The sequence below is a fragment of the Nitrospirota bacterium genome (genome assembly GCA_023229435.1).
Lineage (GTDB): Bacteria > Nitrospirota > UBA9217 > UBA9217 > UBA9217 > JALNZF01.
Genome location: JALNZF010000005.1, coordinates 1 through 25,167 on the forward strand (window position 1 = coordinate 1; position 25,167 = coordinate 25,167).

A 25,167-nucleotide genomic window follows, 5' to 3' on the forward strand; every position below is an offset into this window, starting at 1 on the left:
TCCTCCCTGCTCATGGTGATCATGTCCTTTTCTGCCACAATGCCCTCCTATTAACGTTAGGCATTGTAACTGGAAATAGGACATTTCTATTTTGGCGAATTAGGACATTATCATTTTGGGATTACAAAAAGAAAGTAACTACTCAGGTCAAATCAGGTCAAAATCTGTTAGCCGCGAAAGAACGCAAGGATCGCAGAGAGAATTAAAACTGAAATACATGGTTTCAGGTTTTTTCTTTGAGTTCTTTTGCGGCAAATCTGAGTAGTTACAAAAGAATCGCCCGCCGGCCGGGAACTCCTTGACTCAACAGTTGCCATTGCAGTACAATCACCAAACTCACGGAGCCGGGCATCGATGGATCAAAACGAACTAATTTTACTGAAGGACTGGTTTGCGGACTACTGCGCATCATTTTCCCTGCCGACCGAACTGGACCAGCGGAACATCGCCATAAAGCGGGATCACACGCACGAGGTCTGTTTGAACGCCGTAAGGATCGCGGAGGACCTGGGCCTGATCGCGCCGGAGGCGCGACTCTCGGAGGCAATCGCCCTGTTCCATGACGTCGGCAGGTTCTCGCAATATCAGCAGTACAAGACCTTCGACGACAGTATCTCGGTAAATCATGCGGTCCTGGGGACAAAGGTGATCCTGGAAAACAATGTGCTGGCCGGCCTGCCGAAGCAGGAGCAGGAGCTCATTATCCGCTCGGTGACGCTGCATAATGTCTTCACTCTTCCCGGCGGACTTGACGAGAGATCCCTTCGTTTCGCCAGGCTCATCCGCGATGCGGATAAACTCGATATCCTGCGGGTGGTTATCGAATACTTTGAGCAGGACGAAGGGAGCAGGGCGGAGGCCGTTGCGCTCGGCCTTCCCGATGTGCCGGGGAAATACTCACCGGAAGTCCTTGCCTGCCTTGTCCGGGGAGAGATGGCCAGGAAGGATGCGCTCACGACCCTGAACGATTTCAAGCTGCTGCAACTGGCCTGGCTCTATGACCTCAATTTCACGTGCTCCCTGCGGATGGTTGTGGAACGGGACTACATTCGCAAGATCGCGGAAATGCTGCCGCGGAACGAGGAAATCGCCGGTGCGATCGAGATCATGCGGGAATACGTGAGCGGAAGACTGCGCTCGCGTTGAAACATTATTACCTGCTTATATTGCACAATAATTCCCTTTACTCAGCCCCCTGTTATTTGGTAATATGAAAAAAGAACAGCGGAATGGAGCGGATTGCACCACAGCGCCGACAGAGCGCAATGAGAAAATGAGAAAGCGGGAAAATACGGTATGAGAAATAATATTGTTTCCATCGGCGCCGACGAACTGAAGTACGAGATCCGCGAGATCGTGGCCGTTGCCAAGGAATTCGGCAAGCTCGGCATCGAGATCATCTGGGAGAACATCGGCGATCCGGTGCAGAAGGGGGAAAAGATCCCCGACTGGATCAAGGACATCGTGACTGCGGCAACGCGTGAGGACGCCACCTACGCCTATTCACCGACCAAAGGACTTGAGGCGACCCGAGAGTTTCTGGCGGAGCTGGCGAACAAGAACGGCAGCGTCAGGATCACGAAAGAGGACATCATCTTCTTCAACGGTCTCGGCGACGCGATCGGCAAAGTCTACGGCCAACTGAAAAAGGAATACCGGGTGATCGGGCCGAGCCCGGCCTACAGTACGCATTCATCGGCAGAGGCGTCGCATGCAGGCTCGGAATATCTTTCCTACAATCTGGACCCCAAGAACCTGTGGTATCCCGACGTCGACGACCTCAGGATGAAGGTGAAGTATAATCCCGCGATCTCCGGGATCCTCGTCATCAACCCCGATAATCCCACCGGCGCGGTCTATCCCAAAAAGATCCTGCAGGAGATCGTGGCCATCGCGAAGGAGTTCGACCTGTTCATTGTCTGCGACGAGATCTATACCAACATGGCCTACAACGGGAAAAAGGCGGTGCCGCTCGCCGAGGTGATCGGTGATGTGTGCGGCATCTCCATGAAGGGCATCTCGAAGGAACTGCCGTGGCCGGGTTCGCGATGCGGCTGGATCGAGGTCTATAACCAGAAGAACGACCCGGTATTCACGAAGTACGTAAAGAGCATCCTGGACGACAAGATGCTCGAGGTCTGCTCCACCACCCTTCCGCAGACGGTAATACCGCGAATCCTCGGGGACAAGCGGTATCCCGCCAATGTGGAACGGAGAAACAAGATGTACGAGAAGCGCTCGAACATCGCCTACGATCTGCTCAAGGGCATCAAGGGAACCATTGTGAACAGGACGAACGGCGCATTCTATATGACGGTGATGTTCGAGGAAGACGCGCTGAACGGCAAACAGTCCCTGCCCATAAAGGACAAAGCCGTTAAAGAACTGATCGAGCGAATAACCAGCAGCGTGGCGCTTGACAAGCGGTTCGTGTATTATCTTCTCGCCGCCACCGGCATCTGCGTAGTCCCCCTGACCGGGTTCAGCTGCGACCTCAAAGGGTTCCGCATCACGCTTCTCGAATCGGATGAGACACGGTTCGAGCGGACATTCAAGACCGTCCGCGAAAAGATCATCGAATATCTCGCAAGCGCATAGAGTCTCCGCTTCAGATCAACGAGACTGTTTCTCGAAGAGCGGCAGATACTTTCCATACCCCTCTTTCGCCAGGTCTTCCCGGGGAACGAACCGGAGCGCGGCTGAATTCATGCAGTAACGCAGGCCCGTCGGTTTGGGGCCGTCATTAAAAACATGGCCCACGTGCGAGTCGGCGTTCCTGCTCCGGACCTCGGTCCGGACAGAGAACCAGCCCCGGTCCTCTTTTTCCACGATATTACCCGGCTCGAGGGGTTTGGTGAAGCTCGGCCAGCCGGTTCCTGAATCGAACTTATCAAGCGAGCTGAACAGAGGTTCGCCGGAGACGATATCAACGTAGATGCCGGGTCGTTTATTGTCATGATACTCGTTATTGAATGGCGGCTCCGTACCGTTCTTCTGCGTCACCGTGTACTGCATAGGTGTCAGCTTCCGCTTTAACTCTTCTTGAGATGGTTTCATAAATTTTATCTCCGTAACCAGCGCTTTTCCCTCTGGCTGTTCGCTGCCGGAATAAGCAGGCACACTGACCAGCATCATTAATAGAAGGACCACGACGCCTGATAGAATTTCTTTTAACATGGCACGCTCCTCACTTTCCTGATCTTATTATACACCCGACGGAATCGAGGTGTTCAGAAAGAAGCTAAAAACAAATTAGAAAAGGCCCGCCGGACAAGCCGGAGGGCCTTTTGTGGTTTGTCTGCCGGGAGACTACTTCGCTTCAGGCGTTGCTGCAGGCATCGTCGAGGTCGGTGCCGACTGTTCCGCAGGCTTCGGCGCCTCCTGCTTCTGGCATCCGGCAAAAACAAAAACCGCGGCCACGGTCAGGACTGCTATAATTGCATAGATCTTTTTCACGTTCATTCACCCCCTTTCTTCTCATGAGAGTAACTGCCGCGCGCTTGTCGAAATAAGATAAATTAGATGAAAAACGCACTGCAGCGATGATTTTCTTTTAGCTCTGTCGCCTGTTCCTGCTACCTGGCAGGTTCAGATCCGCAGCATCAGAACAAAACGGCAGGATTATATTCCTTTTCTTGAAAAAATCAACTGAATATTAATTACCCGGAAAACTCCATCAAAGCCCTTGACAGAAACGAACAGTATGGGTATATATAGTCTCTTGAAAACCCTGCGGTTTCTCGCTGCCGCTTATGAACGGTACGGCTCATGTCCGTCAAGCCGTTGATATGTCCTTAATCACATCACGAGGTGTCCCTATGACCGCTGAAAAAATGGAATTTAAGACCGAAGTAAAAGAGCTTCTGGACCTGATGATCCACTCCCTCTACTCTCACAAGGAGATCTTTCTGAGGGAACTGATCTCGAATGCCTCCGATGCCATTGACAAGGCCCGCTTCGAATCGCTCACGAACAAGGACATCCTGGCCAATACGGGCGAATGGAAGATCAAGATCATCGTGGACAAAGCAGCAGGCACGCTGACGGTCAGCGACAACGGCATCGGTATGACCCATGACGAGGTCATTGCGGAGCTCGGCACCATCGCGCATTCGGGCTCAAAGGATTTTCTGCGGGCCCTCCAGAGCAAGGCCCTGAAGGACAAACCCGAGCTCATCGGGCAGTTCGGCGTCGGTTTCTATTCATCCTTCATGGTTGCCGACAAGGTCTCGGTAATGACCCGGAAAGCCACGGAGACAACAAAAAAAGCGGTCAAATGGGAATCCACCGCCGACGGTTCGTTCCTCATCGACGAAGCGGAAAAGGAGCGGGCCGGCACCGATGTGGTCCTTCATCTCAAGGGTGAGGACAAGAATTACCTTGATGAATGGGAGATCAGGCAGGTTATCAGAAAATACTCCGATTACATCGCTCATCCCGTGGTCATGGACATTGAACGGGAAAAAGAGGATCCGGCCGACAAGAACAAAAAGATCAAGGTCTCCGAGGAAGAGACCATGAACGCCGGCAAGGCCATCTGGCTCAAGGACCAGTCCGAAATAACGGCCGAGGAATACAATGACTTCTACAAGCACATCTCCCATGACTTCGGCGAACCGGCAAAGGTCATCCATTACCGCGCCGAGGGCACCTCGGAGTTCACCGCGCTTCTCTATGTCCCTGCGAAGGCCCCCTATGGGATCCTGTACAAGGACTACAAGATCGGCCCGACCCTGTACGTCAAACGCGTGCAGATCATGGACCATTGCGAACAGCTCATTCCCGAGTATTTGCGTTTTGTAAAGGGCGTGGTCGACTCGTCGGACCTTCCGCTGAACGTATCGCGCGAGATCCTGCAGTCCAACAAACATGTCGAGGTCATCAAAAAGAACATCACCAGGAAAGTGCTCGACACCCTCGGGGACATGAAGAAGAACACCTATGACGCCTATCTCGATTTCCACAAGGAGTTCGGCAGGGTCCTGAAAGAAGGAATCCATTTCGATTTTTCCAAAAAGGAGCAGATCGCCGATCTCCTGCTGTTTTCTTCCACCAAGACCGAGCCGGGAAAGTATACGACCTTCGACGACTATGTGAAGAACATGCCGATCGCGCAGGCTGAAATCTATTACATCACCGGCAGGCCTGATGAGAATGTCCTGCAATCGCCCTACCTCGAGGCCTTCCGCGAAAAGGGCTATGAAGTCATGATCATGAACGATGATATCGATGACTTCATCATGCTTGACCTGAAGGAATACAAGGGCAAGAAGATAAAATCGGTCATCAAAGGCGATGTCAATCTTGACAAGTCCGGCGAAGCAGAAAAGGAACGATCGAAGGAAAAATTCGGGAAACTGCTCGGCATCATAAAAGAGCAATTAAAGAACGAGGTGAAGGACGTGCGCCTGTCCGGCAGGCTCAAGGACTCGGCCTGCTGCCTTGTTGCCGACGAAGGCGGGCTTGATCCCCAGATGGAGAAACTGCTCAAGTCCATGGGCCAGGATGTGCCGTCGGACAAGAGGATCCTGGAGATCAATCCAGCGCACCAGGTTCTCGAGGCCATGAACAGCCTGATCGACAAAGGCGGCAATGAACAGGTGTTAAAGGAATATATCGACCTGCTGTATAACCAGGCGCTCCTGCTCGAAGGTTCGAAACTCAAGGACCCCGCCGCCTTTACCAAGTCCATAGCAAAACTTATGTCGGAAAACATAACCCCCGTTAAAGAATAAGTTCTCGACCGATTACAGCGTGCGGCGTTATGCCGCAGGTTGTAATGAAAACTTCAGGTGAAGGAGGTTGCCATGGACAACGAAAAAAAACCGGGAGGAATGAACAGGAGAACGTTCTTGAAAGTCGGCATGGTCGGGACCACGTCGGTCCTGCTCGGAGGGAGCGCCCTTGCCGGGGCCGTGCAGAACCTTGCGGCGCCAGGACCGTTTGTTTTTCCCAAGCCGGTGTACCGGACCCTTGGCAGGACGGGAATGAAGATCTCGGTCGTGAGCTTTGGCGCCATGCTCACGCCGGAGCCGGAGGTCTTGAAGATCGCCTTTGACAACGGCGTCAACTATGTTGACACGGCCCGAAAATACATGGACGGCAAGAACGAGGAGATCGTCGCCAAAGCACTGAAAGGCAGGCGTGACAAGGTGTATGTGGCGACCAAGACCCTGCCGGGCTCGAAAGCAAAGGAAGACATTATCAGGGATGTGGAGACAAGCCTCAAGACGCTCGAGACCGATTATATCGACGTGATCCAGCTCCATAATCTTACGGACAGGGAGCGGATATTCATTCCCGAGACCCGCGAGGCCCTCGCCAAACTGAAACAGCAGGGCAAGGTGCGTTTCTTCGGTGTGACCACGCACAAGAACCAGCCCGAAGTGCTGAATGCCCTGGTGGACGACAAAGACCGGTTCTTTGATACGGCCCTGGTTGCCTATAATTTTGAAAGTCACAAGAACATTGGTGCGGCGATAGAACGGGCGGCAAAGGCCGGCATCGGCATCATCGCGATGAAGACGCAGGCGGGCGGGTACAAGACCGAGGCAATGGGAGCGATCAGCCCCCATCAGGCGGCCCTCAAGTGGGCGCTCCAGAACCCGAACATCACCATGGCGATCCCGGGAATGAAAGACCTGGCCAACCTCAGGGAAAACATCGCGGTCATGGGCATGCCGTTCAAGACCGCTGATGCGCAGATCCTGCGGAAATATCATGCCGCCGTGGCAGGCTTCTACTGCGATCTCTGCGGAACCTGCGAAGGGACGTGTCCCCGGGGCGTGGAGATCAGCACCATCAACCGTTCATTGATGTACGCGGAAGGGTACAAGAGCCGTGAGCTCGCGCTGTCCACGTACCGCGAGGTCCCCAGGACCGCTTCGGCCATGGCATGTCTTGAATGTCCGGTCTGTGTGGCGCACTGTGAAAAGGGACTGAACATCGCGGCAAAGATGCAGCAAGCAAGGACAATGCTGGCATAGAGAGCGTTGGACAACCATGAGCACGGTTTGCGCTGTTTGAATTGTGAGGGAATCAATGCACTACCCCAAACTGATCGCTGTCGTTATATTCTCCATGATCTCGGCAGCAATCCCGGCATTCTGCGCGGAGATCGTAATGGAAAAGTCCCTGCCCGCGGTCGCCTGTGCCGAAGGCTGGACCATGGACGGGAAAGTGACCCTCTTTGACAAGAACACGCTCTTCGACCGTATCAATGGAGAGTCGGAGCTCTATTTTCCCTACGGGTTCGAAAAGCTCGCGTACGCGAGATACGAGAATAAACAGGACCCGAAGATCGCCGTGGATGCCGATGTCTATAAGATGGGCTCGCTGCTCGATGCCTTCGGGATGTTCGCCAATTATCGCAGAAAGGATGATGCCGACATTGCCGTCGGGGTACAGGGAACAATCTCATCGTCCCAGGTGTTCTTTTACCAGGACCGCTACTTTGTGAGACTCCAGGTCACGGGTGCGACGAGCATTGCACAGGAGGTGTTCCTCGCCTGCGCAAAAGCCATCTCGCAGAACCTGCCGAAGTCCGCGGATAGGCCTGAGGAACTCGATGCCTTCGCTGTCCCGGCCGTAGTGAAGAGGAGCGAACGGTATGTTGCTCAAAGCCTGCTTGGGTACGATTTTTTCCGGAGGGGTTTGATCGCTGATGCATTGCTGAACAACGAGCAGGTGCAGGTCTTCGTCGTCACCGAGCAATCGGGGGATGCCGCTCGCAAGACCTTTGATCAATACCGTTCCTATTTAAAAACATCGGGAAGCGACGCTCTCGTGACCGACGGGAAGGGCCGGACCTCTCTGGAAGCGATCGATCCGCTGTACGGAAAGGTATTTGTCGAGCAGGCTGGCCGATTCGTCATTGGTGCGGTAAGGATCAAAGACGGTCCGGCAGCGAAGCAGCTCGTCGAGCAGCTGCGAAAGCGTATGAGTAAAGAGTAGGGTGGGATGGTCACAGCATTCTCAAGAAGGCTCCTTTTTAAAGTTAATCCTGTCCTCCGTCAGCGATAAAGCGATGGAACACCTTCCCTGTTCCCTGTGCATGACCCCTTCTCTCCCCCTTTTGATGCGGTCAAGCTTGACTTCAAAGACCATGTCTGATATGTTCACGCTATATCGCAATGATACGGAGGCACATCATGCTGCCCGATGATTCCGTTTTTTTTCGTAATGAGACCCTCAGAACGATCAAGGACCGCCACAGCGTCAGGACCTTCACCAGGGACGACGTGAACGATGAAGAGATCAAGGTCCTGTTGCATGCGGCAAACGCGGCGCCGTCGGCCCACAACCGGCAGGCATGGCGGTTCATCATCCTCCGGGACGGGAAGAAGCAGGAATTGGCGCAGCTCGTGACCGCGCAGTCGGCGGCCTTTCCCCGGCCGGCCGCGGCACTCCTGCGAATGGGAGCGAAGAGCATCGTGTCGGCGCCGGTGGTCATCGCCGTGGCGAACACGGGAGAACTCATCAAACACGGGACCGAGCTCTTCAAGGTGGAAAAGGAGACGGCCCACGACTTCTTCCGGACCATGGAGGTCCAGAGTTCGGCCGCTGCGGTCGAGAACATCCTGCTCGCCGCCGCCTCCCTCGGCCTCGGCACGGTCTGGCTCGGCGTGCTCTATCTTATCAAGGACGAAGTGCTCCGCTTCCTTGGCGAGCCCGAAGGCGAGTTCATGGCCGTGGTCCCCGTGGGCCATCCCGCACGGGTCGGCGGCGGACCGCTGAAACAGCCGGTGGAGATGAAGGTGCGCTCGTTGCGTTGAATAGTGTATTGCCCCCTTGCTGATCCATCCATGACGACTATCGAGAATTGTACCCGTTTCTGATATCTTTCTTTGCTGCACGATCAACAAAAATCGGCCGGAGGTCCGGTCTTACGCGTTATCGGAGGTGACCAATGGAACAGGAGCAGTTATTCGCGGACGTTATCCAGGATATTCTTACGGCACGAAAGAACGGCGCACTCTATGTCAATATCCGCGAAACCAGCGAGGACATCCTCCGGATGTATTTCAAGGAAGGACAGATATATCACCTCCGGTATGGAACAGCCATAGGCAATGACTGTCTCGACATCCTCGACTATTACAATCTCTATAGCGCCACGTTCTTTGAGGGGATAACGGCGCCGGACAAGCCTCCCGCGGACCTCCCCTCGACAAAAGAGATCCTGGCAAAGATCAGACAGCTGAACAAGAAGGTCAAGGTAACGTAGGGCACTGTTTTTTTCCGGCAATGCTGCGATCAGGTGCCGGCCGTTCTCAGAACGGATCGTGCCGCCATCCCGCACTTCTCCGGGCGAAGAGGTATCCCCGCGTGAGCGCACTGTACGTTAATACGCCGGTGAACCAGGTTACCCGCCGCGTTTATTCTCTCTTGCGGAAAGGAGTCAATAGGATGAGAATCGTCCAACTGTTCTTCATGGTACTATTACTGACAGGTTTGCAGGGCATGACCACGATTTCGATCGGCGAAACGCAGGATGTTCCGAAGGCTGTTCCGCAAATCACTGACGCCGAAAATGCGTATGCCGGTTCCAGCCTGCTCAATATCCCGCTTGTCTGGAAGCCGACGGAAACGATCAGTGCCCTGGATGCGATCGATCTGACGGCCTTTCAAAAGGCGACATTCACCATAAAACCATTCAATGATCTGAGAAAGAGGCCTTCTGAGATCGGTAAAAATGTCGAGACCAAATCTTTCGGCAAGATACGCTACGTAACCACCCGGGACAATGTCGCCGCATGGTTAACCGACAGATTCGGAAAAATTCTTTCGGAATTTGACATCGCTGTCGTCAAAGACGGGGGCACTTTGTCGCTCGAGGCCGATGTCGTCAAATTTTACGTGACCGAAGAGTCGGCTTACAAGGCGGATATCGGTTTGAAGGTACGGATAAGGTCAAAGACTGGCGACGTGCTCTGGGAAGGAATGACCGCGGTCAGTTCCAATCGCTGGGGCAGATCCTATAATGCCGACAACTATAATGAGGCCCTGAGTAACGCCTGCATCGATGTGATCTACGCTCTTCTGAAGAACGACTCGTTCCTGCAGGCTGTGAAGACGAAAAACTGATCGATCTTTTTTATGAAAATACTGTTTTAACCTTTTCACCTTCATGGTGTCTTACCATACAGCGTTGCACTGATAAAAAAACCATGAGGAGGAGGAAGAATTATGAAAAGAGCCTTGATCGCAGCAGTAGCATTGTCTCTGGTATTAGCGGTATCGGCATTCGCGGCTGATGGCGGCCAGCCGCAGAATGCACCGCCACCGAATTTTGACCAGAGGAAGAGTGATATTCTGAAGATGCTCGATGGGCGGATGACCAGCCTTCAAGAGGCAAAGAATTGCATACAGGCGGCAACGAACCACGACGACATCAGGACCTGCAGGGAAAAACACCGGGCAGAGATGATGGAGATGCGGGGGGATATGAAACAGCAGCGTGGAATGGGTGGCCCAGGTGGTCCGATGGGCAGGTAGTTCAGCGGTACAATAGTGATCCGTTAAAAAGCGGGATGGCCGATCGGCCATCCCGCTTTTTTATTTTAACGGCTCCGGCATATGGTATAATAACATCACGCACTTGAAGGTCTTTCCACAAGGAGGATGGGATGAGCTATTTTGAAGGCATGAAATGGGAAACGATCAAGAAGGACCTGCAAATAGGCATAGGAAAAGGCATGGTGGCCTTAAAAAAAGGCGCGATCGTTGCCCAAAAGAAAGTCGGCGAGCTCAGCGACGAGGGAAAACTTCAGTATAAGCTTTTTACGCTCAAGACAAAGGTCCACCAGGGGTTCTCTGATCTTGGCGCCCGGGTATATGTGCTCATGGGCGCCCGGACAAAAAATCCGTCGCTCGACGCGAAAGCAAGGAACATCGTCTCCCGGCTGAAGAAACTCGAGGCGCAGATCAAAGCTCTCGAATCAGGGGAAAAAACCACGGTCGCAAAAAAAACCGTCAAACGATAAATCCGCCGCTCTTTGCATCAATGACCATACCCGTTTCACATTGCAGGCGCCCGGGATCTCAAAAAGTACCCGGGGCACCCGCCCTTTTCATGCGCATTGACGGACGTTCCCTGCAGATCGATGCGGTCGACTCTCATGAACACCCGCCTGATCACCGCAGCGCCATCGAACGTGTTATTGCCGGACCACGCCCGATTCATTCTTTTGGCGCAGGCTTATGACAGTTGGACTTTTCTTGATCACGGCCCTCATGAGAAGGAAGAGAAGGGAGAATGCATGATTACGCTCGTTTTTGTAATTGCAGTGGCAGCCGTAATGGTCCTCTTTTCAGTACAAAACGCGGCGCCCGTCGTCGTTTCCTTTCTATCGTGGAAATTTGAGGCGTCACTCGCCGTTATCATACTTCTTTGCGTGCTCATCGGCATGCTGATCGGAGGTGCGACGGTTTCTTTCTGGCGCTTCAGGAGATCGATCAAAAAGAGAAGATCCATCGAACAAGGGCCGTCGGATGGCAGGCAACGGCCATGACACAGAGTATCCGCAGCGCGCACTTCACCGGGAGACACCATGGTAAAAAAGAAAGCAACAAAAAAAGAAACAATGCCGGCGTCAATACGACCCGCAGGCGTCGTCCCCGGGATAAGCCTCCTGACGGAACACGACATCTACCTGTTTAAGGAAGGGAACCACTTCAGCCTCTATGACAAGCTCGGAGCGCATCCGTTGGTCCACAATACCTTGAAGGGCACGCTCTTCGCGGTCTGGGCGCCCGAGGCGGAGCGGGTTTCGGTCATTGGAGAGTTCAACGATTGGAACAAGGAATCCCATCTGTTGAGTGCGCGCTGGGACGGGTCCGGCATCTGGGAAGGGTTCATCCCGGGTATCGAAGCAGGGGCATTCTATAAATATCACGTCATCTCGCGCCATGCGGGTTATCGCGCCGACAAGGGGGATCCTTTTGCCTTCTGCTGGGAGGCGCCGCCGAGAACGGCTTCCATTGTCTGCGACCTTGCATACCAGTGGGGCGACGACGCCTGGATGAAGGACCGGCGCCGCGCAAATGACCTGAACGTCCCCTTTTCGGTCTACGAAGTTCACCTGGGTTCGTGGAGGCGGTCCCTGGAGCGGGACAACGGCTTTCTCACCTACCGGGAAATGGCGGACTCCCTCGCGGTCTACGTGAAGGAAATGGGCTTTACCCATGTGCAGTTCATGCCGGTGATGGAGCACCCGTTCTACGGGTCCTGGGGGTATCAGACCACGGGTTATTTCGCTCCATCGAGCCGGTATGGCAGCCCGCAGGACTTCATGTATCTCGTGGACCACTTGCATCAGAACGGGATCGGCGTGATCCTCGACTGGGTGCCGTCGCACTTTCCGAGCGACGAGCATGGTCTTGCCTACTTTGACGGGACCCATCTCTATGAGCACGCGGACCCGCAAAAGGGTTTTCATCCGGACTGGAAGAGCTACATTTTTAATTACGGCAGGCACGAGGTCCGCGCCTTTCTGGTGAGCAGCGCCCTGTTCTGGCTGGAGAAATACCATATTGACGGCATCAGGATCGATGCGGTCGCGTCCATGCTCTACCTCGACTACTCGCGCAAGGAGGGAGAGTGGATCCCCAACCAGTTCGGCGGCAATGAGAACCTTGAGGCCATCACTTTCCTCAGGCGGCTGAACGAAGAGGTCTATCGCAGGTATCCCGACGTCCAGACCATTGCCGAGGAATCCACGGCCTGGCCCATGGTGTCGCAACCGGTGTATGTGGGCGGACTCGGGTTCGGGATGAAGTGGAATATGGGCTGGATGCACGACACCCTCGCGTATTTTTCGCTTGATCCCGTGTTCCGGAAATACCATCACAATCAGCTGACCTTCAGCATCTGGTACGCCTTTTTCGAGAACTTCATGCTCTCCCTGTCCCATGACGAAGTGGTGCACGGCAAAGGCTCCCTCATGAACAAGATGCCGGGTGACGCCTGGCAGAAGTTCGCCAACATGCGGCTGCTCCTCGGATATATGTATACCCACCCGGGTAAAAAGCTCCTGTTCATGGGCGCCGAGTTCGGCCAGTGGGACGAGTGGGACCATGATAGGAGCCTTGACTGGCACCTGCTGCAGTATCCTCCCCATCAGGCGCTCCAGACCTGGATGAAACACCTGAACATCCTGTATCGCCACGAGCCCGCGCTCTATGATCTCGACTTCGTGAATACCGGTTTTGAGTGGGACGACATCAGCGACTGGGAGCAGAGCATCGTGAGCTATTTCCGAAAAGGGAAAGCACCCGAAGAGGTGCTCCTCGTGGTCTGCAATCTGACGCCCGTGCCGCGCCAAAACTACCGGCTCGGGGTGCCCACGGGCGGATACTGGCGCGAGATATTGAACAGCGATTCCCCCGAGTACGGCGGAAGCGGGCAGGGCAATTTCGGCGGTGTCGAGGCAACACCCGTGCCTATGCACGGAAAATATGATTCTCTTTCTATCACCCTACCGCCGCTGGGTATGGTTGTCTTTAAAAGGGAAGGGGGAAAAGGGTGAGGCCGGGCGCGTGGGATATCGGGGACAATACTGGGGAGGTCTCGGACTTGCGACCCTAGGTGAATCCGGCAGTGAGTATGTTCCCCACCCCCTTTTTTTCAACTATCGGGGTTTACTTTTATTAAAGCCTTCGGTATACTGAATAGTATGGTGATACCGGTGAAACCGCCGTGAAAGATTGCAGATCGCTTATCATCAATCAACTATTATAATGCGGACTGACGCGCCCGACCTGGTGAAAACCTGACGGGAAAGATGGCCAGAGAAAAACATTTCGAATGTTTCTGCTGGCCTTTTTTAATTTATAGAAGATCATGGCAGACTGAAGGGATGGCGATCTGATGCTCCTTTTGTGGCTTCAGTTTATTTTGTGCTCCGCAGTGATCGTGTATTGCGGTACCAAATTGTCCCGATACGGGGACGTGATCGCCGAAAAGACGGGGCTTGGCCGGGCATGGGTCGGCCTCATTCTTATGGCCAGTGTAACATCATTGCCTGAGCTGATCACCGGGATCAGCTCCGTCACCATTGCCGACACCCCCGACATTGCCCTCGGAGATATCATGGGCAGTTGTGTCTTCAACCTGGCGATCATATCACTCATGGATATGCTTCACGGTCCCACCCCGATTTTTTCCAGGGTGGAGCACGGACATATCCTCTCGGCGGGTTTCGGCGTGGTCCTGATCGGTCTTACTTCCGTGTCGCTCCTGGCCGGCGAACTTATCCCGTCGTTTGGCCATATAGGCCTGTATACGCCTGCGATCCTCGTGATCTATGGTGTCGGTATAAGAAGCGTCTTCCTGTTCGAAAAGAAAAAGATCGCGACCTTCGTTGGTGAGATCTCGGAGGCCGCCCGATATGATCATATGACGACACGGGAAACGGCGTTCAAATATGCTATAAACGCCCTTATCATCGTCGGCGCGGCCGCATGGCTCCCGTTTCTCGGAAACCGGCTTGCCGTGGAGACCGGTCTCGGCAGGAGTTTTATTGGTACGACGTTCATCGCGATGACCACGTCGCTTCCCGAACTGGTCGTGTCAATCGCCGCGCTCAGGATCGGCGCTGCTGATATGGCCATTGCAAACCTGTTCGGAAGCAACCTCTTCAACATCTTCATTCTTGCAATCGACGATCTCGTTTATGCAAAAGGTCCTCTCCTGTCCCATGTATCGCAGACCCACGCTGTCACCGGCCTTATGGCGGTGATCATGACGGGGATCGCCATGGTGAGTCTTACCTTCCGACTCGAGAAGAAGGCTTTCCTTCGCATTGGATGGGACGCTTTGGCGCTGATCTTCGCATATGTCATCAATATTTATTTTCAGTATGCGTTGCGGGAAACAGGATGATGCCGAATATAATCATTATTACCGATCTGGATGGGACCCTTCTCCATCCGACGACGTACTCCTTCGACGCGGCCAGACCGGCACTGAAACTGATCCGGGAGTGCGGGGTGCCGCTGATACTCTGCTCCAGCAAGACGCGAGCGGAGCTGGAAGTCTGGCGGGATCGGCTTGAAAATCGCCATCCCTTCATTGCTGAAAACGGCGGCGGCATTTTCATTCCCGAGGGCTACTTCCCGTTCCCCCTGGAAGGCAAGACACGCAGCGGGTACCGGGTCATTTCCCTCGGGATGCCCTACGCCGGTGTCCGCGAACAGTTCATCCGCCTCCGCGATACGCTGCAGATACCGCTAACCGGTTTCGGGGATATGACCCCGGCCGGGGTCGCGGCGCTGACCGGCCTTTCGCTCGACGAAGCAGTTCTGGCGAAACAGCGGGAATATGGAGAACCCTTCGTATTTCCCGGCGCAACGGACGAACGCGTACTGCAGGCAATCGAGGCCTCCGGCCTGAGGTGGACTCAGGGCCGCTTGTTTCACCTTATGGGAAATCATCACAAGGGCAAGGCGGTTGCTCTTCTGCGTACGCTTTATGAGCGGGCGAAGGGACCGCTCAGTATCGTCGGACTCGGCGACAGCCTGAACGATCTTCCTTTTCTTCTGGCCGTTGATCATCCGGTCCTGGTCCGCAGAAAGGACGGGAGTCACGATCCGAGGATCGATATTCCCGGTCTCTATCGCACCAAAAAAATAGGCCCTGCGGGATGGAACGAGGCTGTGCATAAATTAATGGGAACGGGATCAGGGATAATGCGATGAAAAACCGCCACCTTCTCGACATCTTCAATGCCGCGCTTGCCGCCGTTGACCCGTACCTTGCGGTGACCAGGAGCATAACATTCGAGAATACCTGTTTGCACGCCGCAGGTGCGGCGTACGAACTCGATACCTTTGACCGTGTCCTGGTAGTCGGGGCCGGGAAGGCCACGGCGCGCATGGCTTTGGCGATTGAAGACGCACTCGGTGACCGGATTACCGAGGGACTCATCGTCGTAAAGGAGGGCCATACTGCCCCGCTCAAGATCATCACGCAGGTGGAAGCCGCCCATCCCATTCCCAACGAAGCAGGCGTGGAGGGCACAAAGAGGATCGTGGAGCTGGTGCGGGCTGCCAATGAGAAGACCCTCGTCATCTGTCTCTTGTCCGGCGGCGCTTCCGCGCTGCTCGTCGCGCCGATGAACGGCTTGACGCTGAACGATAAACAGGAAGTGACCTCACTGCTCCTGAAGACAGGCGCTTCCATCGAAGAGCTGAATGCCGTGCGGAAACATCTTTCCGCGGTCAAGGGAGGACGGTTCGCGAAAGCGGCATGCCCGGCACAGGTGGTGACGATGGTCCTGTCCGACGTTATCGGCGACCGGCTCGACGTGATCGCTTCGGGCCCGACCACCCGGGACAGTACGACCTTTGCCGATGCAATGGTGGTGATCGATAAATACGGGCTGAAGGAGAAAATACCAATACGCGTGCTGTCATTTCTGGAGCGGGGAATGAAAGACCAGGAGCTTGAGACCGTGAAAAGCGGTGACTCGTGTCTTCATAAGACCAGAAATGTGATTATCGGCGGGATTACCCTGGCCCTTTCCGCTGCAAAAGAGAAGGCCCGGCAACTCGGCTTTTCACCGGAGGTCATTACCGGGGAACTCCAGGGAGAGTCGCGTGATGCCGCCCGTTTTCTGGCAACGGCCGCGCTTCGCGCGCACGATGCGCTGAGACCGGGAGAGAGGCGATGTCTTCTCTCCGGCGGCGAGACCACGGTGACCGTGAAGGGTCCGGGGAAGGGCGGCAGGAACCAGGAGCTTGCACTGGCCTTTGCCCTGAAGATCGAGGGGCTAACCGGGGTGTCCCTGCTGTCGGCTGGCACCGATGGCACCGACGGACCGACCGATGCCGCAGGCGCCATCGTTGACGGGAGCACCGCATCACATGCGCGTGCTTTAGGCATAGACCCTGTCCGCTGTCTCGACTATAATGACTCGTACCTGTTCTTCCAGCGCTTCGACGCGTTGTCAGGTAACAAGAGCCATGTCATAACAGGACCCACGGGAACGAATGTCATGGACCTCCAGATCATGCTACTTGAAAAAAGCGGCGATTCTGAGAAGGAATTGGCAAAAAAGGGAGCGTGATCCGGACGATGAAAACCGTTGCCTTCAGAAAAGAAGTTCAGGAGCAGCTCGAGAAGATACAGCAGGCCGATATCGTCGTAGGCATTCCGAGCTTCAACAACGCCCGGACAATCGGCCATGTCGTCCGAGCGGTCCAGGCCGGGCTGGCAAAGTATTTCCCTGACCGGAAGAGCGTGCTGGTCAATTCCGATGGCGGTTCAATGGACAGCACACTCGACGTGGTGCGAAACACGTCAATCGAGAATTATACCTCGATCCTTCTGCACCACCGGGTGGAGCCCCTGTTCAAGATCGCAACCCCCTATTCCGGACTTCCCGGCAAGGGAAGCGCCTTCCGCACGATCTTTGAGGTCGCCGAAGCGCTGGACGCGAAGGCATGCGTTGTCGTCGATTCCGACCTGAGGAGCATTACGCCCGAGTGGATCGAACTCCTTGTCAAGCCGGTACTTGAGGACGGATTCGATTATATCGCCCCCCTGTACCACCGGCATAAGTATGATGGCACCATCACGAACAGCATCGTCTACCCGCTCACCCGCGCGCTCTATGGAAAACGTGTGCGCCAGCCCATCGGCGGGGACTTCGGCTTCTCGGGCAAGCTTGCAAAATTTTACCTCACCAAGGATGTCTGGCAAACCGATGTTGCACGGTTCGGCATCGACATCTGGATGACCACAACAGCGATCGCGAACCAGTTCAAGGTCACCCAATCGTTTCTCGGCGCCAAAATCCACGATGCCAAGGACCCCGGCGCTGATCTGAGCGCGATGCTCTATCAGGTGGTTGGCGCAACATTCGGACTTATGGAAACGTATCATGACGTCTGGAAACCGATCCGCGGGTCTGAAGCGGTAACGGCCTTTGGTTTTGAATACTCGGTCGGGCTCGAACAGGTCAAGGTGAATACCGGCAGGATGCTGAATTTGTTCCGGGAGGGCCTCAATAATCTTCATGACCTGTGGCTCGATATTCTCGGGACCGGCGATTTCCGGGAAGTGGAAAGACTCGGCACATTGAGGGACGGGGAGTTTCGCTTCCCCCTCGCGCTCTGGACGCGGGTCATTTACGATTATGCCATCGCCTTCCACAACAAAAAATTGCCAATCGAACATCTGATCAAGTCCCTGACGCCCCTCTACCTTGGGAAGACCGCGTCGTTCATTCTCGAGGTGGAGCAGATGGGTCAGGAGGAGGCAGAGGCCGAGATCGAAAAACTCTGCCAGGAGTTTGAGAGCTGCAAGGAATATCTGACAGCAAGCTGGAAATAATCTTTGGGAGGTGCCCTATGACGGATTTTCTGGACCTGATACTTGAACCATTACGGGACGTGTTTCACACGATCAAGCAATTCCTGCCGAACCTGCTGGCCATGCTGGTCATCCTGATCATCGGTATTTTCGTTGCCCGTGTGCTGCGTGCGATCCTCGTGAGGTTCCTGACAGCAATCAAATTCGACAGCTGGTCCGACCGGATGGGCGTGACAACGCTCATGCGCAAGGGCGATCTGTGGGCCAAGCCGTCTCTCGCCCTTGGCTCGATCTTGTACTGGATCATGATCATCGTTGCGCTGATGATGGGTATGAGCGCGCTCAAGGTCCAGGCGATCGACAGCCTGGTATCGCAGTTCTTCATGTATCTGCCCCGTGCTTTTTCCGCGATCCTGATCCTGCTTGTCGGTTATGCGCTTACCGGCTTCGTCAGCAGGGCGGTGCTGATAACCGCGGTGAACAGCGGGTATCACTACGCCAGGCTGCTTGCCGAAGCGATACGGATCCTGTTGACGGTCCTGATCCTGGCCATGGTGCTGGAACAGCTCCAGGTCGCGCCGGGTATCGTTCTCGCCGCCTTCTCGATCATCTTCGGCGGGATCGTGCTGGCACTCTCCATCTCCTTCGGTGTGGGGGGGATCGATGCGGCAAAACGAATGATCGAGCGGGAGACCGTGGAAAAGCGCGCGGAAGAAGCAAAGGATGATATCGAGCATATCTGACCGGAGGAAGGCCCATGACCGATTTTTATCAGACAGGGATCATTACCACGCTGCACAAGCTCGGCAACCCATCGCTCGAGCGCATGGAGACGGACCTTCATGGTTTTTCAAAGACCCGGCCGATCGCCCTGGTACTGCCGTCACTCTATTCCGAGTTCGAGGGTCCGGCCATGCCTGGGATCGTCAAGGAACTCGCCAAGGTGAATTACCTGAAGGAGATCGTTCTGGTCCTCGACAAGGCTTCGGAAAAAGAGTTTCTCCGGGTGCGGGAGTTTCTGTCGCCGATATCTGCCGATGTCAAGATCATCCACAATGACGGCAAACGGATCACTGAAATATATGAAACCCTCTCTCGGAACGGCCTTGACGTAGGACAGCGCGGCAAAGGACGCTCCGCATGGCTGGCCTACGGTTACGTGCTTGCCCGCGGGCTGTCGGATGTCATCGCACTCCATGACTGCGATATCGTCAATTACAACCGGGAGATGCTGGCCCGGCTTTGCTACCCGGTGGTAAATCCCAACCTGGACTATGTGTTCTGCAAGGGTTACTACAGCAGGGTGACGAACAAAATGCACGGCCGGGTAACTCGGCTTCTGATGACACCGATCATCCGTTCCATCCAGCAGCTCATCGGTCCACACGGGTTTCTCATGTTTCTTGACAGCTTCCGGTATTCACTCTCCGGGGAATTCTCGATGACGACGGATTTGGCGCGGGTGAACAGGATCCCCTGGGACTGGGGGCTGGAAGTCGGCTCGCTTGCTGAAGTCTACCGAAACTATTCTCCGCGAAGGGTCTGCCAGGTGGATATTGCCGAGACCTACGAACATAAACATCAGGATCTCTCGCCGGATGACGCGGAAAAGGGCCTGATGAAGATGACCGTTGACATCTGCAAGTCTATTTTCAGAACCCTGGCTTCGGAAGGGGTTGTGTTCTCGGAAGGCTTTTTTAAATCCCTTTCGGTGGCCTATCTGAGGAGCGCCGAGGATACCATCATGAAATATGAGGCCGATGCGGCGATCAATGGCCTGGAATTCGACCGGCATGCGGAAGCGAAGGCGGTTGAAGCCTTTACCCGCGCGATCACGCAGGCCTCAAAGATGTTCATGGAGAACCCCATGGGTACGCCGCTTATTCCGAACTGGAACCGGGTGACATCGGCCATCCCGGGCATTCTTGATATGGTGAAAAAAGCCGTGAATATGGATAATGCATAGGAGCGTAGCTTTGCGGTTGGTACTGCGAGCACCGGCCGGGAGAAACCTCAATCCTACATCTTCTTCCTCGTCTCCGGCTCCTTCTTCACTGTCGGGAAAGTGTTCAGATCCGTGTGCGGCAGGAACAGCGCGGACAGGTGCTCGTCCATGAAGCTTCGCAAAACGGAACGCTCGATAGAGGCCATCTTATTCGCGATCTCTTCCGCCTCATGACGCAGTTGGTCGCACAGGAGGCCGTAGCAGGCACCCCTGAGGGACGTGTTGCCCAGGAACTGGAACTTGTCCACGTGCAGGTCGGGCAGCATGCCGATGGTGATGACGCGCTCGACGTCAAGGTGGTTGCCTGCACAAACTCAATTTCATTTGACAAATACGAATCGCGGCATATAATAACGGAGACGCCGGAGATCGGAAGATCGGGGAAAATGCAGACAAACACAAATCTTGACCGCACGGGCCTTGGCAAACTGATCGTAAGCATATTTGAATCTGGAAATCCCGAGGTATATCTCAGGAACACGGACGAGGGGGAAAATACAGGCGACTTCGTTTCGGCCAGGGACGTAAATGCTTTTATCGATGCGGCAATCGAGGCGAATAGGCAATTTGTGGGATTCACAATATGGTACCCGGACACCCGGGGCTATGTTGAAAAGAGGAAAGTCGTCCGGGAAACACAAAAGGGCGCGGAGCACGTTGTCCGGCATGTCATCAGAGGTTGGGGTATAATCATTCTCCAGCTTAACTTCGAAAAGCTACCCCTCATCAACTGCTGCGTCTCGTGCAACAGTCAGAAAAAGGCGGAGAATTGGTTCGATTCTCATCCCCATCTGAAGAACCCGGATCTCTGGGATTGGGAAGCCGTCGTAAGACACTGCAAGCGTTTGATGCGGTTCGCGGAGGGAGTATCGCTGGGGCACCCTGTTGAAGGCTCCCTGTCTGGCAAAAAAGCCCACCCAGTTACAAAAAAATAAATTTATTGTCGTCGTTGATCTTTTCGGGGGGGGGTCATTAACCCTGCCGAACGGTTTCCGGATGTTTTAATGCGATCCGGCCAGAGGAGACCTCAACCCTGCCCCTTCTTCTTCCTCTTCTCCAACTCCTTCTTCACCGTCGGGAAAGCGTTCAGATCCGTGTGCGGCAGGAACAGCGCGGACATGTACTCGTCCATGAAGCTGCGCGAAACAGACAGCTCGATGTAGGTCATCTTCTTCGCGATCTCTTCCGCCTCGTGGCGCAGCTGGTCGCACAGGAGGACGTAGTACGCGCCCATGATGGACGTGTTGCCCAGGAACTGGAACTTCTCCACGGGCAGATCGGGCAGCATGCCGATGGTGATGGCGCGCTCGACGTCGATATAGCGTCCGAAACCTCCGGCGATGAAAAGCTTCTCGATGTCGCCGAATCCCACGTCCATGTGCGAGAGCAGCGTGGCAAACCCCGCGTAGATCGCGGCCTTGGCGCGGATCAGGTTGTCAAGGTCCACCTCGGTTATCACGATCTCCTTGTTGATCGCACTCTCCACGCGCCAGGCGATCACGAACTCCAGACCGCTCTCCCCGCGGCGGATGCGTTTTGACCCGATCTCTTCACGGATCGTTCCCTTCTGGTCGATCACGCCGTTCAGATACATCTCGGCGAGGATGTCGATCATGCCGGAACCGCAGATGCCGATGGGCTTCGAATCTCCGATGACGCGGAAGTTCACCTCATACGTTTTCGGGTCGATCTCGACCTCTTCGATGGCCCCTTCCATGGCGCGCATGCCGAACTTGATGCCGCTCCCTTCGAACGCCGGGCCTGCCGAGCATGCCGCGGTCACGAGCCATTCCTTGTTCCCGAGCACGATCTCGCCGTTCGTGCCGATGTCGATGAAGAGCGAGACCTTGTCCTGCTTGTGGATCTGCGATACGAGCACGCCGGAGGAAATGTCGCCGCCCACGTAGCTGGCCACGTTCGGCATGGAGTAAATGACGGCCTGGGGATGGATCTGCAGTCCCACGTTCTTGCCGCGAATGAGCGGGAAGAAGGTCGCTGTCGGGATATAGGGCTCCTCGCGGATATGCTGGGGATCAACGCCGTAGAACAAATGCATCATGGTGGTGTTGCCCGCGACCACGATGTAGTCTATCATGCCCTGCGGCACCTTGTTCTTTTCCGCGATCTCGGCAAGCAACAGGTTTATGTTGCCCACGGCAAGGCCCTGAAGTTCTTTGAGCCCGTTCCGCTCAGTTGCATAGACGATGCGCGTGATCACATCGTCTCCGCACTTCACCTGGCTGTTGTACGTCGAAGCGGTGCCGATAATGTTGCCGTTCGTCATATCAACGAGGTATACGACCACCGTGGTTGTGCCGATGTCCACGGCGGCGCCGTACCGCGTCTTCGTGGCGTCTCCGGGGAAAATGTCCAGGACCTCCAGCACTTCGCTGACCTTGAAGACCGATACCGTGACCTTCCAATTCTCTTCCCGCAGCACATGGGAGAGCTTTTTCAACACCAGGTAGTTCATGTGCAGGTGGGACGCATCAAATCCCTTTTTGTCGAGGCAGCGCCGGAGCCGTTCATAGTCCGCTATGTTGTCGTCGATCGTGGGGGGGTTGAGCTCAAGGTAAATGCGGCTGATGCGCGACTCAAGGCACCCGCCGGCCTCCTGCATGTGCTTGATGAGCTCATCCCTGTTCGCGCCCGTTGCGATCTTGTGCTTTGCCTGCATGCGCGACTCCTGCGGGATCTCGACGATCAGGTCGCTCTTGACGCGGGAGAGGCAGGCGAGCGCGTAACCGCGCTCCGCTTCTTCAGGAGACAGGAAGGAACGGGACTTGCCGCTTTCGACCGAGCCCTCTTTGATAACGACCTTGCACTTGCCGCAGTTGCCCTTGCCGCCGCAGGACGAGAGCACATAGACGCCCGAAGCCTTCACGGCCTTGAAAAGGTTCGTGTTGTCATCGACATCGACGGTGACGTTGTCGGGGAGAATGGTGACCTTGCGTTTCATGAGTTGAATATAGCAGGGCGATGAAAAAGGGTCAAGGAGATTCTGGGTCCCCCAGTCTGTATGGCCAGAACATGGTTTACCAACATACAACTTCAGACCTTGACAAGCCCTATCTGAGTGTTGTATTATGATTACAACAGTAAAGAAGGGAGGGCTCACCATGTCGACAAAAATGACATTCGGAGAGTTCTTTAAGGAAAAACGAATTGACCTCAAGAAGACCTTGCGCCAGTTCTGCCTTGACAACAAGCTCGATCCAGGCAACATCAGCAAGCTCGAACGAGGGCTCATGCAGCCGCCCCAGGGCAGCGACAAGCTCGAAGAATACGCCAAGTACCTGCATATCAGGAAAGGCACCGACGACTGGTACACTTTCTTCGACCTCGCCGCTGTTGAAGGGGGGCGCATTCCCGAAGAGCTTTTGAATGATGCAAAGATCGCGGCAAGCCTGCCGATCCTGTTCCGGACCCTGCGAGGAAAGAAGATATCCGAGAAGAAGCTCGATGAACTGGTGGAGATGATCCGCAAGGCATAGCCTATGACCAGCCCAATTTCAAATTGATATGGGATACAACGCGAAAAAGACGGAACATTCAGGATCGAAAAAGGGCTGCGGCTCTTATTGGGGACGGAAAGGCGATGCGAAGAAAGAAAGCAATCGTAAGCGTCGTGAAGACGACAAGATGTTGATTCGAAATGCAAAGAGAGTATAATAATGTTACTGTTCCGATATACTCCGGGGGAATAAGCATGGATACCAGGACACTCCTCGTCCTTGTAAATGAGAGCCTATGGTGTCTACGGGATTTTGTGAACATCGATGCAGAGCTCCTCAAGCATTGCCCTGAAGTTGCGGACATTTTCGAGAACGATGCGATGAGAGTTGTTGAGGTGAGTGTATGAATGGCGAAACAATAGTAAAAACAGTGCTGAGCTTTTATCCTGACGTGGAGGGGATCTATCTCTTCGGCTCCTATCTGACGCCGGACCAGCAACTGGACAGCGACGCGGACATTGCCGTTCTCTTCCCGCATGAAAGAGCCAAGCTCTTGAAAAATCTTGCCATGAGCGATTGCCGGGACGCACTCGAAAATGTTTTGAAAAGAACGGTGGACCTTATCAACATGCGGACGGTAAATACCGTTTTTCAGAACGAAATCATACAGCACGGCAGAATCATCTATCAGCAAAGCGAATGTGTTGTCGATAAATTTGAGATGCAGGTCATTTCTTCTTACCAAAAGCTGAACGAGGAACGGGCGGGTATCCTGGAAGATATATTGGAGACTGGGAGAATATTGAAATGATGCTGGACGTGATTTTAAACAAAAAAGAAAGCATTGAGCGCTGCATACAGCAGATACGCCTATACTATGCCATGCCGTCCGAGCTGCCTTTTGAAAAAGACCACCTGAAACAGGACGCCATCGCCGCAAATCTTCAGCGGGCCGCAGAACAGGCCATCGACCTGGCAAATCATGTCATCAGAAAAGGTAAGCTTGGCATGCCGAAGGACAGCAAGGAAAGTTTTGAGATTCTCGCCCGGGTCAAGGTCATCCCCGAGGAGCTTGCGAATAAATTAAAGGGAATGGTCGGGTTTCGCAATATTATGGTCCATCAGTACCAGGAAATGGATATAAAGATCATGGTGGATGTTATTGAGCATCATCTCGATGATCTGGTTGTTTTGACAAATCATGTCATGGAGTTTGGCCGCGGCCATTCATCGTGATTTCCCGATATTGTTTTACGTCATACTGAGTCCCAAGATGATCCTGATCGATGGAAGAACCCTCGCGAAGCTGATGATCGATTGTGGATCGGGAACGACTTTGACGAAAGGACGGACAGCGCGGTTAGAAACAACATCACCAAAGTGCTTCTCTC

The 25,167-nt window shown here is 54.5% G+C and carries 27 protein-coding genes; 24 read left to right on the forward strand and 3 right to left on the reverse strand.

Annotated features, from left to right (window positions below; genetic code table 11):
* The 3 genes from M0R70_05075 to M0R70_05085 all read left to right on the forward strand — a co-directional run.
* Positions 1 to 206: hypothetical protein (locus M0R70_05075; protein MCK9418737.1), on the forward strand; the 206-nt coding region annotated here is incomplete at its 5' end.
* 148 nt (positions 207 to 354) lie between these two features.
* Positions 355 to 1,146 (forward strand): HD domain-containing protein, encoded by a 792-nt coding sequence (locus tag M0R70_05080; GenBank protein ID MCK9418738.1) that lies wholly within the window; start codon positions 355 to 357, stop codon positions 1,144 to 1,146.
* 150 nt (positions 1,147 to 1,296) lie between these two features.
* On the forward strand, positions 1,297 to 2,598 hold the full coding sequence (locus M0R70_05085; protein MCK9418739.1) for a pyridoxal phosphate-dependent aminotransferase: 1,302 nt from the start codon (positions 1,297 to 1,299) through the stop codon (positions 2,596 to 2,598).
* Between the two features lie 15 nt (positions 2,599 to 2,613).
* Here M0R70_05085 and msrB read toward each other — a convergent pair whose 3' ends face one another.
* Together msrB and M0R70_05095 are read right to left on the reverse strand one after the other, a co-directional pair.
* Positions 2,614 to 3,177 carry a peptide-methionine (R)-S-oxide reductase MsrB gene (msrB, locus tag M0R70_05090; protein MCK9418740.1) on the reverse strand — a complete coding sequence of 188 codons (564 nt, stop codon included), beginning with the start codon at positions 3,175 to 3,177 and terminating at the stop codon, positions 2,614 to 2,616.
* A 132-nt stretch (positions 3,178 to 3,309) separates the two neighbouring features.
* Positions 3,310 to 3,456, reverse strand: a complete 147-nt coding sequence (locus M0R70_05095; GenBank protein MCK9418741.1) for a hypothetical protein — start codon at positions 3,454 to 3,456, stop codon at positions 3,310 to 3,312.
* Positions 3,457 to 3,818: 362 nt separating this feature from the next.
* Between M0R70_05095 and htpG the strand changes: the two genes are divergently transcribed.
* The 17 genes from htpG (at position 3,819) to M0R70_05180 (ending at position 21,256) form a co-directional block, all read left to right on the forward strand.
* Positions 3,819 to 5,735, forward strand: coding sequence for a molecular chaperone HtpG (gene htpG, locus M0R70_05100; protein ID MCK9418742.1), 1,917 nt, complete (start codon positions 3,819 to 3,821; stop codon positions 5,733 to 5,735).
* 72 nt (positions 5,736 to 5,807) lie between these two features.
* Positions 5,808 to 6,986 carry an aldo/keto reductase gene (locus tag M0R70_05105; GenBank protein MCK9418743.1) on the forward strand — a complete coding sequence of 393 codons (1,179 nt, stop codon included), beginning with the start codon at positions 5,808 to 5,810 and terminating at the stop codon, positions 6,984 to 6,986.
* 55 nt (positions 6,987 to 7,041) lie between these two features.
* Positions 7,042 to 7,953, forward strand: a complete 912-nt coding sequence (locus tag M0R70_05110) for a hypothetical protein (protein MCK9418744.1) — start codon at positions 7,042 to 7,044, stop codon at positions 7,951 to 7,953.
* Positions 7,954 to 8,150: 197 nt separating this feature from the next.
* Complete coding sequence (locus tag M0R70_05115) at positions 8,151 to 8,774, forward strand: nitroreductase family protein (GenBank protein MCK9418745.1); 624 nt, start codon at positions 8,151 to 8,153, stop codon at positions 8,772 to 8,774.
* A gap of 134 nt (positions 8,775 to 8,908) precedes the next feature.
* Positions 8,909 to 9,226, forward strand: coding sequence for a DUF4388 domain-containing protein (locus tag M0R70_05120; protein ID MCK9418746.1), 318 nt, complete (start codon positions 8,909 to 8,911; stop codon positions 9,224 to 9,226).
* 182 nt (positions 9,227 to 9,408) lie between these two features.
* Positions 9,409 to 10,086 (forward strand): hypothetical protein, encoded by a 678-nt coding sequence (locus tag M0R70_05125; GenBank protein MCK9418747.1) that lies wholly within the window; start codon positions 9,409 to 9,411, stop codon positions 10,084 to 10,086.
* A 102-nt stretch (positions 10,087 to 10,188) separates the two neighbouring features.
* Positions 10,189 to 10,497 (forward strand): hypothetical protein, encoded by a 309-nt coding sequence (locus M0R70_05130; GenBank protein MCK9418748.1) that lies wholly within the window; start codon positions 10,189 to 10,191, stop codon positions 10,495 to 10,497.
* A 131-nt stretch (positions 10,498 to 10,628) separates the two neighbouring features.
* Positions 10,629 to 10,985 carry a hypothetical protein gene (locus M0R70_05135; protein ID MCK9418749.1) on the forward strand — a complete coding sequence of 119 codons (357 nt, stop codon included), beginning with the start codon at positions 10,629 to 10,631 and terminating at the stop codon, positions 10,983 to 10,985.
* A 135-nt stretch (positions 10,986 to 11,120) separates the two neighbouring features.
* A complete protein-coding gene (locus tag M0R70_05140; GenBank protein ID MCK9418750.1) occupies positions 11,121 to 11,513 on the forward strand; it encodes a LapA family protein in 393 nt (130 codons plus the stop codon).
* Positions 11,514 to 11,585: 72 nt separating this feature from the next.
* Entirely contained in the window at positions 11,586 to 13,529 is a 1,944-nt protein-coding gene (gene glgB, locus M0R70_05145; GenBank protein MCK9418751.1) for a 1,4-alpha-glucan branching protein GlgB, read from the forward strand.
* Between the two features lie 341 nt (positions 13,530 to 13,870).
* Entirely contained in the window at positions 13,871 to 14,884 is a 1,014-nt protein-coding gene (locus M0R70_05150; GenBank protein ID MCK9418752.1) for a sodium:calcium antiporter, read from the forward strand.
* Positions 14,881 to 15,699: an HAD-IIB family hydrolase gene (locus M0R70_05155; protein MCK9418753.1), complete on the forward strand. Its 819-nt coding sequence runs from the start codon at positions 14,881 to 14,883 to the stop codon at positions 15,697 to 15,699. Before M0R70_05150 ends, M0R70_05155 begins: the two co-directional genes overlap by 4 nt.
* Complete coding sequence (locus M0R70_05160) at positions 15,696 to 17,069, forward strand: glycerate kinase (protein ID MCK9418754.1); 1,374 nt, start codon at positions 15,696 to 15,698, stop codon at positions 17,067 to 17,069. The genes M0R70_05155 and M0R70_05160 overlap by 4 nt, the downstream gene beginning before the upstream one ends.
* Positions 17,070 to 17,077: 8 nt before the next feature.
* Positions 17,078 to 18,337 carry a glycosyl transferase family 2 gene (locus tag M0R70_05165; protein MCK9418755.1) on the forward strand — a complete coding sequence of 420 codons (1,260 nt, stop codon included), beginning with the start codon at positions 17,078 to 17,080 and terminating at the stop codon, positions 18,335 to 18,337.
* 17 nt (positions 18,338 to 18,354) lie between these two features.
* Positions 18,355 to 19,059: a hypothetical protein gene (locus M0R70_05170; GenBank protein ID MCK9418756.1), complete on the forward strand. Its 705-nt coding sequence runs from the start codon at positions 18,355 to 18,357 to the stop codon at positions 19,057 to 19,059.
* A 14-nt stretch (positions 19,060 to 19,073) separates the two neighbouring features.
* Positions 19,074 to 20,282 (forward strand): glycosyl transferase, encoded by a 1,209-nt coding sequence (locus tag M0R70_05175; GenBank protein ID MCK9418757.1) that lies wholly within the window; start codon positions 19,074 to 19,076, stop codon positions 20,280 to 20,282.
* A gap of 113 nt (positions 20,283 to 20,395) precedes the next feature.
* Positions 20,396 to 21,256, forward strand: coding sequence for a hypothetical protein (locus M0R70_05180; GenBank protein ID MCK9418758.1), 861 nt, complete (start codon positions 20,396 to 20,398; stop codon positions 21,254 to 21,256).
* Positions 21,257 to 21,348: 92 nt separating this feature from the next.
* Here M0R70_05180 and M0R70_05185 read toward each other — a convergent pair whose 3' ends face one another.
* The gene (locus M0R70_05185; GenBank protein ID MCK9418759.1) at positions 21,349 to 23,280 is read right to left on the reverse strand and encodes an ASKHA domain-containing protein; all 1,932 of its coding nucleotides are present in this window, start codon (positions 23,278 to 23,280) and stop codon (positions 21,349 to 21,351) included.
* A gap of 160 nt (positions 23,281 to 23,440) precedes the next feature.
* Here M0R70_05185 and M0R70_05190 point away from each other — a divergent pair, with 160 nt between their 5' ends.
* The 4 genes from M0R70_05190 (at position 23,441) to M0R70_05205 (ending at position 25,012) form a co-directional block, all read left to right on the forward strand.
* The gene (locus M0R70_05190) at positions 23,441 to 23,815 is read left to right on the forward strand and encodes a helix-turn-helix domain-containing protein (protein ID MCK9418760.1); all 375 of its coding nucleotides are present in this window, start codon (positions 23,441 to 23,443) and stop codon (positions 23,813 to 23,815) included.
* 215 nt (positions 23,816 to 24,030) lie between these two features.
* The gene (locus tag M0R70_05195) at positions 24,031 to 24,183 is read left to right on the forward strand and encodes a hypothetical protein (protein MCK9418761.1); all 153 of its coding nucleotides are present in this window, start codon (positions 24,031 to 24,033) and stop codon (positions 24,181 to 24,183) included.
* Positions 24,180 to 24,587: a nucleotidyltransferase domain-containing protein gene (locus tag M0R70_05200; protein MCK9418762.1), complete on the forward strand. Its 408-nt coding sequence runs from the start codon at positions 24,180 to 24,182 to the stop codon at positions 24,585 to 24,587. Before M0R70_05195 ends, M0R70_05200 begins: the two co-directional genes overlap by 4 nt.
* A complete protein-coding gene (locus tag M0R70_05205) occupies positions 24,584 to 25,012 on the forward strand; it encodes a DUF86 domain-containing protein (protein ID MCK9418763.1) in 429 nt (142 codons plus the stop codon). The genes M0R70_05200 and M0R70_05205 overlap by 4 nt, the downstream gene beginning before the upstream one ends.
* The last annotated feature ends 155 nt before the right edge of the window (positions 25,013 to 25,167 follow it).

What these genes read in the sequence shown, in the direction of transcription:
- M0R70_05135 (MCK9418749.1), top strand. Translation starts at nt 10,629, where the DNA reads ATGAGCTATTTTGAAGGCATGAAATGGGAAACGATCAAGAAGGACCTG.
- M0R70_05125 (MCK9418747.1), top strand. Translation starts at nt 9,409, where the DNA reads ATGAGAATCGTCCAACTGTTCTTCATGGTACTATTACTGACAGGTTTG.
- M0R70_05155 (MCK9418753.1), top strand. Translation starts at nt 14,881, where the DNA reads ATGATGCCGAATATAATCATTATTACCGATCTGGATGGGACCCTTCTC.
- M0R70_05205 (MCK9418763.1), top strand. Translation starts at nt 24,584, where the DNA reads ATGATGCTGGACGTGATTTTAAACAAAAAAGAAAGCATTGAGCGCTGC.
- M0R70_05175 (MCK9418757.1), top strand. Translation starts at nt 19,074, where the DNA reads ATGACCGATTTTTATCAGACAGGGATCATTACCACGCTGCACAAGCTC.
- M0R70_05130 (MCK9418748.1), top strand. Translation starts at nt 10,189, where the DNA reads ATGAAAAGAGCCTTGATCGCAGCAGTAGCATTGTCTCTGGTATTAGCG.
- M0R70_05200 (MCK9418762.1), top strand. Translation starts at nt 24,180, where the DNA reads ATGAATGGCGAAACAATAGTAAAAACAGTGCTGAGCTTTTATCCTGAC.
- M0R70_05170 (MCK9418756.1), top strand. Translation starts at nt 18,355, where the DNA reads ATGACGGATTTTCTGGACCTGATACTTGAACCATTACGGGACGTGTTT.
- M0R70_05120 (MCK9418746.1), top strand. Translation starts at nt 8,909, where the DNA reads ATGGAACAGGAGCAGTTATTCGCGGACGTTATCCAGGATATTCTTACG.
- M0R70_05115 (MCK9418745.1), top strand. Translation starts at nt 8,151, where the DNA reads ATGCTGCCCGATGATTCCGTTTTTTTTCGTAATGAGACCCTCAGAACG.
- htpG (MCK9418742.1), top strand. Translation starts at nt 3,819, where the DNA reads ATGACCGCTGAAAAAATGGAATTTAAGACCGAAGTAAAAGAGCTTCTG.
- M0R70_05085 (MCK9418739.1), top strand. Translation starts at nt 1,297, where the DNA reads ATGAGAAATAATATTGTTTCCATCGGCGCCGACGAACTGAAGTACGAG.
- M0R70_05195 (MCK9418761.1), top strand. Translation starts at nt 24,031, where the DNA reads ATGGATACCAGGACACTCCTCGTCCTTGTAAATGAGAGCCTATGGTGT.
- M0R70_05110 (MCK9418744.1), top strand. Translation starts at nt 7,042, where the DNA reads ATGCACTACCCCAAACTGATCGCTGTCGTTATATTCTCCATGATCTCG.
- msrB (MCK9418740.1), bottom strand. Translation starts at nt 3,177, where the DNA reads ATGTTAAAAGAAATTCTATCAGGCGTCGTGGTCCTTCTATTAATGATG.
- M0R70_05185 (MCK9418759.1), bottom strand. Translation starts at nt 23,280, where the DNA reads ATGAAACGCAAGGTCACCATTCTCCCCGACAACGTCACCGTCGATGTC.
- M0R70_05105 (MCK9418743.1), top strand. Translation starts at nt 5,808, where the DNA reads ATGGACAACGAAAAAAAACCGGGAGGAATGAACAGGAGAACGTTCTTG.
- M0R70_05150 (MCK9418752.1), top strand. Translation starts at nt 13,871, where the DNA reads ATGCTCCTTTTGTGGCTTCAGTTTATTTTGTGCTCCGCAGTGATCGTG.
- M0R70_05140 (MCK9418750.1), top strand. Translation starts at nt 11,121, where the DNA reads ATGAACACCCGCCTGATCACCGCAGCGCCATCGAACGTGTTATTGCCG.
- glgB (MCK9418751.1), top strand. Translation starts at nt 11,586, where the DNA reads ATGCCGGCGTCAATACGACCCGCAGGCGTCGTCCCCGGGATAAGCCTC.
- M0R70_05080 (MCK9418738.1), top strand. Translation starts at nt 355, where the DNA reads ATGGATCAAAACGAACTAATTTTACTGAAGGACTGGTTTGCGGACTAC.
- M0R70_05190 (MCK9418760.1), top strand. Translation starts at nt 23,441, where the DNA reads ATGTCGACAAAAATGACATTCGGAGAGTTCTTTAAGGAAAAACGAATT.
- M0R70_05165 (MCK9418755.1), top strand. Translation starts at nt 17,078, where the DNA reads ATGAAAACCGTTGCCTTCAGAAAAGAAGTTCAGGAGCAGCTCGAGAAG.
- M0R70_05160 (MCK9418754.1), top strand. Translation starts at nt 15,696, where the DNA reads ATGAAAAACCGCCACCTTCTCGACATCTTCAATGCCGCGCTTGCCGCC.